Raw genomic sequence first — 6,719 nt, 5'->3', positions numbered from 1 at the left:
TTCGCCTCGATCACCTGGGCCAGGGCCTCGGTGTAGGTGTCCTGGAACTCCTCCCCCTCCAGGTCCTCGCGCGCCATCGTGTCCATCAGCGCCAGAGCGCCCTCGATCTCGTCCTCGTCGACGTCGACGGGCGGCGGGAAGAGCTCCGACGGGTCCCGGATCTCATCCGGCCAGCGCATCGCATGCAGCACCAGCGCGCCCTCCAGCGCCCGCACCAGGCCGAGGCGTTCCCGCCCGCTCCACGCGTACTTGGCGACCGCCACCTTGCTGGATCGTCCCAGCGCCTGCCCCAGCAGCTTGTACGGCTTCGCCGCCACCGCGCCGTCCGGGGTGAGGTAGTAGCCCTCGCCGATCTGGATCGGGTCGATCGACGGTAACCGAGGCCGATCGCCTCGCTCACCCGGTGGCAGAACGTGGCGTCGTCCGGGCCGGTCAGGACTCGGTAGACGGGCAACCCGTTCCGGTGGTTTGCTCACGAGTGAAGGATCTCAGGCCAGCTCCGGCTCTCGATGAGCACCCCCAGCTCAATCGCTCCCAAGGACGTAAGGGCGACCAGGTGCACAGCCGGTCAGAAGGTCGCGCGTGCGGGCGGTTTCGTGGGCTCGGGCGCGTCGTCCACGGTGCGGTTGGCGTTCAGTCCGATGGCGACTGTGAAGGAGATCCCGCAGCCGATCAGCATGTACATAGCGACCAGGTACCAGCCGCCGTCGGCCCACAGCACGAGGACGCCAGCGATGAGCGGAGTGAAGCCCCCGCCGATGGCGCTGGCGAGTTGATAGCCGACGCCTGCACCGCTGTAGCGGTATTCGGCGCCGAACATGTCAGTGAACAAGGACTGCTGGACCGAGACGGCCATGTCGTGCGCACCGTTGACCAGCAGAATCGAGGCCACCAGGATCAAGACCATGGAGCCGGACTGCAGTGCCACGAAGAAGGGGAGGGAGCCCAGAACACCCAGCCCGGCGCCCCACGCGTATATGGTGCCGCGGCCGTAGCGGTCGGCGAGGTAGGCGAAGACGGGAATAGTGACGATGGCCGCTGCGCCCACCACGAGGTTGATGGTGAGCATGCTGTCGCGGTGCAGACCGAATTCCGCGGTGCCATAGCTCACGCCGAACGTGGTCACACCGTAGAAGGTGAAGAGTTCGACGAACCGCAGGCCGATGATGGCGAGGAATCCGCCGGGGTTGGCCTTGATGGCCGCGAGCAGTGGCAGCCGCAGAGGTTGGTCTTTGGATCGGGCGGCGATCTGCTCGGTGAAGACGGTGGATTCCTCGACCGTGATACGCACGATCAGGCCGACGATGACGAGGGCCGCGCTGAAGACGAACGGGACGCGCCAGCCCCATTGCTGAAAGTCCGCTTCGGGCAGGCGTCCGGAAACGATTTTGATGGCCGCGGTAGCCAGCAGAAGCCCCACCGAGGCACCGACCTGAACGCCGCTGCCGTAGAGGCTGACCCACTTTCGAGGAGCGCTCTCGACCGCCATCAGAGCTGCGCCGCCCCACTCACCGCCGACGGCGAAGCCCTGGACGGCACGTAGAGCGACGAGCAGGACCGGGGCCCAGATGCCCACTTCAGCGTAGGTGGGCAGGACACCGATCAGGGTGGAGGCGAGCCCCATGATCACCATGGTGAGGACGAGCATCTTCTTGCGGCCCACCCGGTCGCCGAAGTGGCCGAAGACAATGCCGCCCAGGGGTCTGAAGAGGAATCCGACACCGAAGGTGGCCCATGCGGCGAGGGTTCCGACGGTGGGACTCACTTCGGGGAAGAAGAGATCGTTGAACAGGAGCCCGGCCACGATGCCGTAAAGGAAGAAGTCGTACCAGTCGACGACCGCCCCCATCAAGCCGGCGGCAGCCGCGCGCTTTGCATGAGGTGATGTCCGGCTCATTTCAACGTCCAGGTGTTGATGAGGAGGGGACGGCCGAAGGCCGTCTGTGGGGTTGATGATGGGAGTACTCGGGCAGCACGCTGCCCGGTCTGGGGAACACGCAATGCCCCGAGCACAGGCCGTGAGTGCGTGAGGGATCGTTTTGGCGCTCCGTGAGCGTCCAGCGGTCCGATGAGCCCACTTGGTGACAGCCGTTCCGACAACCACGGGCAATGGTCCGTGTGGCGGACCCGTAGATCCGCTGCGCAGAAGTTACGCCTCTCCAGGGATGCCAGCAAGGGGAGTCGTCGAATTGATCCCCAGCGGTTCGTTCGCCACGTCTGCCGCGACGATGCCCGAGGTGGCAACTGCGATCTCGGGCCTGCGAGTGGCGTCCCGCGGCGAGGAGTGGTCGACGAGTCCGGGTGTTCGGGTGATGGCTTCACACCGTACGTTCCCCCAACTCCCAGGGGATGTGGCCGAACGCTGGTCGCCGACTGCGGTCTCCGCGCTGGTGCGCGTCGCCGCGCGGATCGCGCTGGTGGACACCCCGAGGTCCGGGGCGCCCGTGTGAAGCGCGTTGGACGGACAGAAGCTGCCCCGGCCTCGACGCGACGGTCTGCAAGGCGTGCCCGTCCCCGCGCTGCTCGCCACGACCGAACAGCGAGGCAGGGGCCGTGCCGCCGGCTGTCGACAGGGCTTGAAACACAACTCGGACGAGGGTTGTGCAAAACGTTTTGGATCCTTAGCGTCCGGTTTGAACGGAAGGATTCCAGGATGCGGCGACTGATCGTGACGTCCTGCTCGGTGCTTGTGGTGCCCGAGCAGGGCCCGTGCCGGGTGGAAACGGACCAGGACATCGTGGTCGAGGACGGGGTGATCGTGTGGCTGGGTCCCGCGGGTACCCGGCCGGAGGCCGCCGGGGTCGCGAGCTTCTCCGGAGCTGAGACGGTCGACGGGACCGGGCTGTTGGCCATGCCAGGGTTGGTGAACTCCCATACACACAGCCCGATGGTGTTGATGCGGGGTGCCGCCGAGGACGTCAGTGTCGAGGCGTGGTTCAACGAGCGGGTGTGGCCGATGGAGGTCAACCTGACACCTGCCGACATCGGCCTCGGTGCCGAACTCGCCTGTGCGGAGATGCTGCTCAGCGGGGTGACCGCGTTCGCCGACCACTACTTCCACGCCGAACGGATCGCCGAGACCGTGGTACGGACCGGGATCCGCGCCGACATCGCGCCCACATACTTCAGCAGCCGTGGCGGCAGGGCGCTGGAGGAGAGCATCGAGACCGCCGGGGCGCTGCACGGCGCGGGCGGCGGGCGGGTCACCGCGTCGCTCGGGCCGCACGCGCCGTACACCGTGGAGGACGAGGACCTGGCCCGGATCGCGGAGCGGGCCCGTGCCATGGGCGTACGGATCCACATCCACGCCGCCGAGCACCTGGAGCAGACGGAATCGAGTCTCGCGCGGCGCGGCATCACCCCCATCGGGGTGCTGGAGCGGACCGGCGTTCTGGACGCCGGGGCGCTGATCGCCCACGGATGCGGGATCACGGAACCGGATCTCGAGGTGCTGTCGCGGTACCGCGACCGGACGGCGGTGGCGTGCTGCCCGAAGGTGTACCTGAAGCACGCCCTGCACCCGCTCACCCCGGTACGGGGCCTGCTCGGAGCCGGGGTGACCGTCGCGGCGGGGACGGACGGAGCCGCCGGACACAACACACTCGACGTGTGGGAGGCCATGCGGCTGGTGGCACTGACCCAGAAGCAGGCGGAGCGGGACGCCACATGGATGACTGTCTCCGACACCATTCGGCTGGCTACGCGCAGCGGGGCACTGGCGCTGGGGCTGGGCGACCGGATCGGTGCCCTGGAACCCGGCCGCCGGGCGGACATCGTGCTGGTCGATCTGTCCGGCCTCCACTGCCGGCCTCTGCACGACCCGGTGGCGGCTCTGGTCTACAGCACCCGGGCGAGTGATGTGCGCACGGTGGTCGTGGACGGGCGGGTCGTGGTGCGCGACGGGCGCCTGCTGACCGTGGACGTGCCGGGGCTGCTGGCCGAGATCGAGGCACGGGTGCCCGCGCTCCTGGACACCTCGCACGGCAGGGCGGTTCAGCGCTATGACCCCTGACACCGGCGCCGACGAGGGCAGACGCCGGGTGCGGCGACCCGCGTCGATCAAGGACGTCGCGGCCGCTGCCCGGGTGAGCCCGACCACGGTCTCGCACGTGCTGAGCGGCAACCGGCCGGTCGCCCAGGAGACCGCGGACCGGGTGCGCGCGGTCGTCGCCAGGCTCGGCTTCGTGCCGGCCTCGACCGCCCGCAACCTCCAGGCGGGTTCCACGAACGTCATCGGCCTACTCGTTCCCGACATCACCAACCAGTTCTTCGCGGAGCTGGCCAAGGGCGTCGAGGACGCCGCCCACGACCTGGGTTACGGGGTCATCCTGTGCAACACCGAGTTCGACCCCGAGCGCGAGGACCGCTACCTGGAGCTGCTGCGGGGCCGGTTCATCGACGGGATGGTCTACGCGTCGGGCTCACCACCCTCCCGCGACCGGCTGGCATCGCTGCTCGGCCGCTTCCCCATAGCCCTGGCCGACGAGGTGGTCCCTGGGCTGCTGGAACAGACGATCCTCGTCACCGCCGACCACCGCGCGGGCGGCCGGCTGGTCGGGCAGCACCTGCGGGAGCTGGGTCACCGCCGGGCACTGGCGGTGAGCGGCCCAGCAGACCTGGTCAGCAGCGCGGAGCGGATCGCGGGATTCCGGGAGGCGTTCGGCGACGAGGGCGTCACCGAGGTCGAGGGCGCCTTCGTCGAGCGGTCCGGTTACGACATGGTGGCCGCAGCCCTCAACAGGGGCGGCCCGCGCCGCTTCACCGCGGTGTTCGCGGCCAACGACCTCATGGCGCTCGGCGCGGTCGCCGCCCTGGAGGACGCGGGGCTGAGCGTCCCGCACGACGTGTCGGTGGCGGGCTTCGACGACATCATGCTCGCCGCCCGCGTCCACCCCCCGCTCACCACCGTCCATCAGCCCGCGTATGACATCGGCCGCACGGCCGCCGCCCAGTTGCTGCAGTACGTCCACCGGGGCGAGGTACCCCCCGCCTCCCGTCACATCCTCCCGGTCCGGCTGAAAGCCCGCGCCAGCACGGCCGCCCCGCGCTGGCACCGCCCGTAACCCAGAAGTCCCGTAGCCCCATAACCCGAACTGAAAGGCACGGCGCAGCGATGACGCATGTCCTCGTCGTGGGTGAGTCCTGGTTCACCCATTCCATCCACCACAAGGGGTTCGACTCCTTCCACACCTCCGAGTACGTCGAGGGGGCGGGCGCCTTCCTGGGCGCGCTGCGCGATCGCGGCCACGAGGTGACGTACGTACCGGCGCACGAGATACCCCATCGGCTGCCCTCCTCGGTCGAGGGATTCGCCGCGTACGACGTGGTGGTGATCAGCGACGTGGGGGCCAACAGCTTCCAGCTCCCGCCGGAGACCTTCGCCCGCTCCGTTCCTGCGCCGGATCGCACCGAACTGCTGCGGGGGTACGTCGAGGGCGGCGGCGGCCTGCTGATGGTGGGCGGCTACCTCACCTTCACCGGCATCGACGCCAAGGCCCGCTGGGGGCGCACCCCGCTGGCCGCCGCACTGCCGGTCGCGCTGCACGACCGCGACGACCGGGTGGAGCTGCCCGCCGGTGCCTCGCCCCGGGTCGTCGCCCGGCACCGGGTGGTCGACGGGCTGGGCGCGACCTGGCCGTCTCTGCTCGGTCTCAACGAGGTGCGGGTACGGGACGGGGCCGAGCTGCTCGCCGAGTGCGGCGGTCACCCGCTGCTGGTGGTCGGTGGGTACGGCGCCGGGCGGTCGGCGGCCTTCACCTCCGACCTCGCGCCGCACTGGGCGCCGCCGGACTTCCTCGCGTGGAAGGGATACCCGGAGCTCTGGGACCGACTGGTTTGCTGGCTGGCGGCGGCCGACACTGCTGCGGCAACCGACCCGGCGGGGGAGGAAGCCTGATGGTCACTCCGCACATTTCCGCCGCACCCGGCGACTTCGCCCCGGATGTGCTGATGCCCGGCGACCCACGCCGGGCCCGACGGATCGCTGAAACCTTCCTGCAAGACGCCCGCCTGGTCACCGAAGTACGCGGCATCGAGGGCTGGACAGGCACCTACCGGGGCAGACCGCTGTCCGTCCTGGCCTCCGGCATGGGCATGCCGTCCGTGACCATCTACGCCACCGAGCTCTTCCGCTTCTACGGAGTACGCAGCATCGTCCGCGTCGGCACCGCCGGCGGAATACCACAGGCGGTGGGTCTGCGCGACGTCGTGGTGGCCACCGCCGCCCACACCGACTCGGCGATGAGCAACCATCGCGTCGACGGCGTGCATCTGAGTCACGCCGCATCATTCGACCTGGCCAAAGCTGCCGCGGAGGCAGCGGCAAAGGCGGCGGCAGCGGCCGCCGGAACGGGTGCGCGCGACGGGCCGGGCGTGCACATCGGGCCGGTCTTCACCAGCGACCACTTCTACCTCGCGCGCCCCGGCCTGTTCGAGCAGCTGGAGGCCCACGGCACGCTGGCCGTCGAGATGGAGGCCGCCGGCCTGTACGCCACCGCCGCCGCCGAGGGCGGCCGGGCCCTGGCCGTGCTGACGGTCAGCGACCACATATGCCTGGCCCAGGCGCTCACGCCGGCCGAGCGCGAGGCCGATTTCGAGCGAGCCGTCACCATCGCAGCCACCACACTGGAAACAAGCTCCTAACACAGAGGCGTACGAAGACGTATGGCCAAAACGTTTTGCATTGCATAGCTTTCGGCCAACGCGAAGGAGAAAAGAAC

6 protein-coding genes and 2 pseudogenes are annotated in these 6,719 nt (G+C 69.4%); 5 read left to right on the top strand and 3 right to left on the bottom strand.

Annotated features, from left to right (window positions below):
• From ABZZ74_RS43340 to shiA, 3 genes and pseudogenes are all read right to left on the bottom strand, one after another.
• A pseudogene (locus ABZZ74_RS43340) lies at positions 1-371 on the bottom strand (Ku protein); the annotation flags it as partial.
• Between the two features lie 35 nt (positions 372-406).
• Positions 407-454 (bottom strand): annotated as a pseudogene (locus ABZZ74_RS43335) (DUF1737 domain-containing protein); the annotation flags it as partial.
• A gap of 114 nt (positions 455-568) precedes the next feature.
• On the bottom strand, positions 569-1,897 hold the full coding sequence (gene shiA, locus ABZZ74_RS43330; RefSeq protein ID WP_356949634.1) for a shikimate transporter: 1,329 nt from the start codon (positions 1,895-1,897) through the stop codon (positions 569-571).
• Positions 1,898-2,312: 415 nt separating this feature from the next.
• On the opposite strand from shiA, the gene ABZZ74_RS43325 reads away from it, so the two are divergent.
• The 5 genes from ABZZ74_RS43325 to deoD all read left to right on the top strand — a co-directional run bounded on the left by ABZZ74_RS43325 (position 2,313) and on the right by deoD (position 6,642).
• Positions 2,313-2,450 (top strand): hypothetical protein, encoded by a 138-nt coding sequence (locus tag ABZZ74_RS43325; protein ID WP_185124326.1) that lies wholly within the window; start codon positions 2,313-2,315, stop codon positions 2,448-2,450.
• Positions 2,451-2,653: 203 nt separating this feature from the next.
• Entirely contained in the window at positions 2,654-4,012 is a 1,359-nt protein-coding gene (locus ABZZ74_RS43320) for an amidohydrolase (protein ID WP_356949632.1), read from the top strand.
• Positions 4,002-5,063, top strand: coding sequence for a LacI family DNA-binding transcriptional regulator (locus ABZZ74_RS43315; RefSeq protein ID WP_356949631.1), 1,062 nt, complete (start codon positions 4,002-4,004; stop codon positions 5,061-5,063). Before ABZZ74_RS43320 ends, ABZZ74_RS43315 begins: the two co-directional genes overlap by 11 nt.
• A 50-nt stretch (positions 5,064-5,113) precedes the next feature.
• A complete protein-coding gene (locus ABZZ74_RS43310; protein WP_356949630.1) occupies positions 5,114-5,896 on the top strand; it encodes a glutamine amidotransferase in 783 nt (260 codons plus the stop codon).
• Positions 5,896-6,642: a purine-nucleoside phosphorylase gene (gene deoD / locus ABZZ74_RS43305; RefSeq protein WP_356949629.1), complete on the top strand. Its 747-nt coding sequence runs from the start codon at positions 5,896-5,898 to the stop codon at positions 6,640-6,642. The genes ABZZ74_RS43310 and deoD overlap by 1 nt, the downstream gene beginning before the upstream one ends.
• The last annotated feature ends 77 nt before the right edge of the window (positions 6,643-6,719 follow it).

The sequence above is a fragment of the Streptomyces sp. NPDC006476 genome (assembly GCF_040612015.1).
Lineage (GTDB): Bacteria > Actinomycetota > Actinomycetes > Streptomycetales > Streptomycetaceae > Streptomyces > Streptomyces griseorubiginosus_B.
The sequence above is the reverse complement of the archived record's forward strand: the minus strand, read 5'-3'. Positions and strand labels throughout refer to the sequence as shown.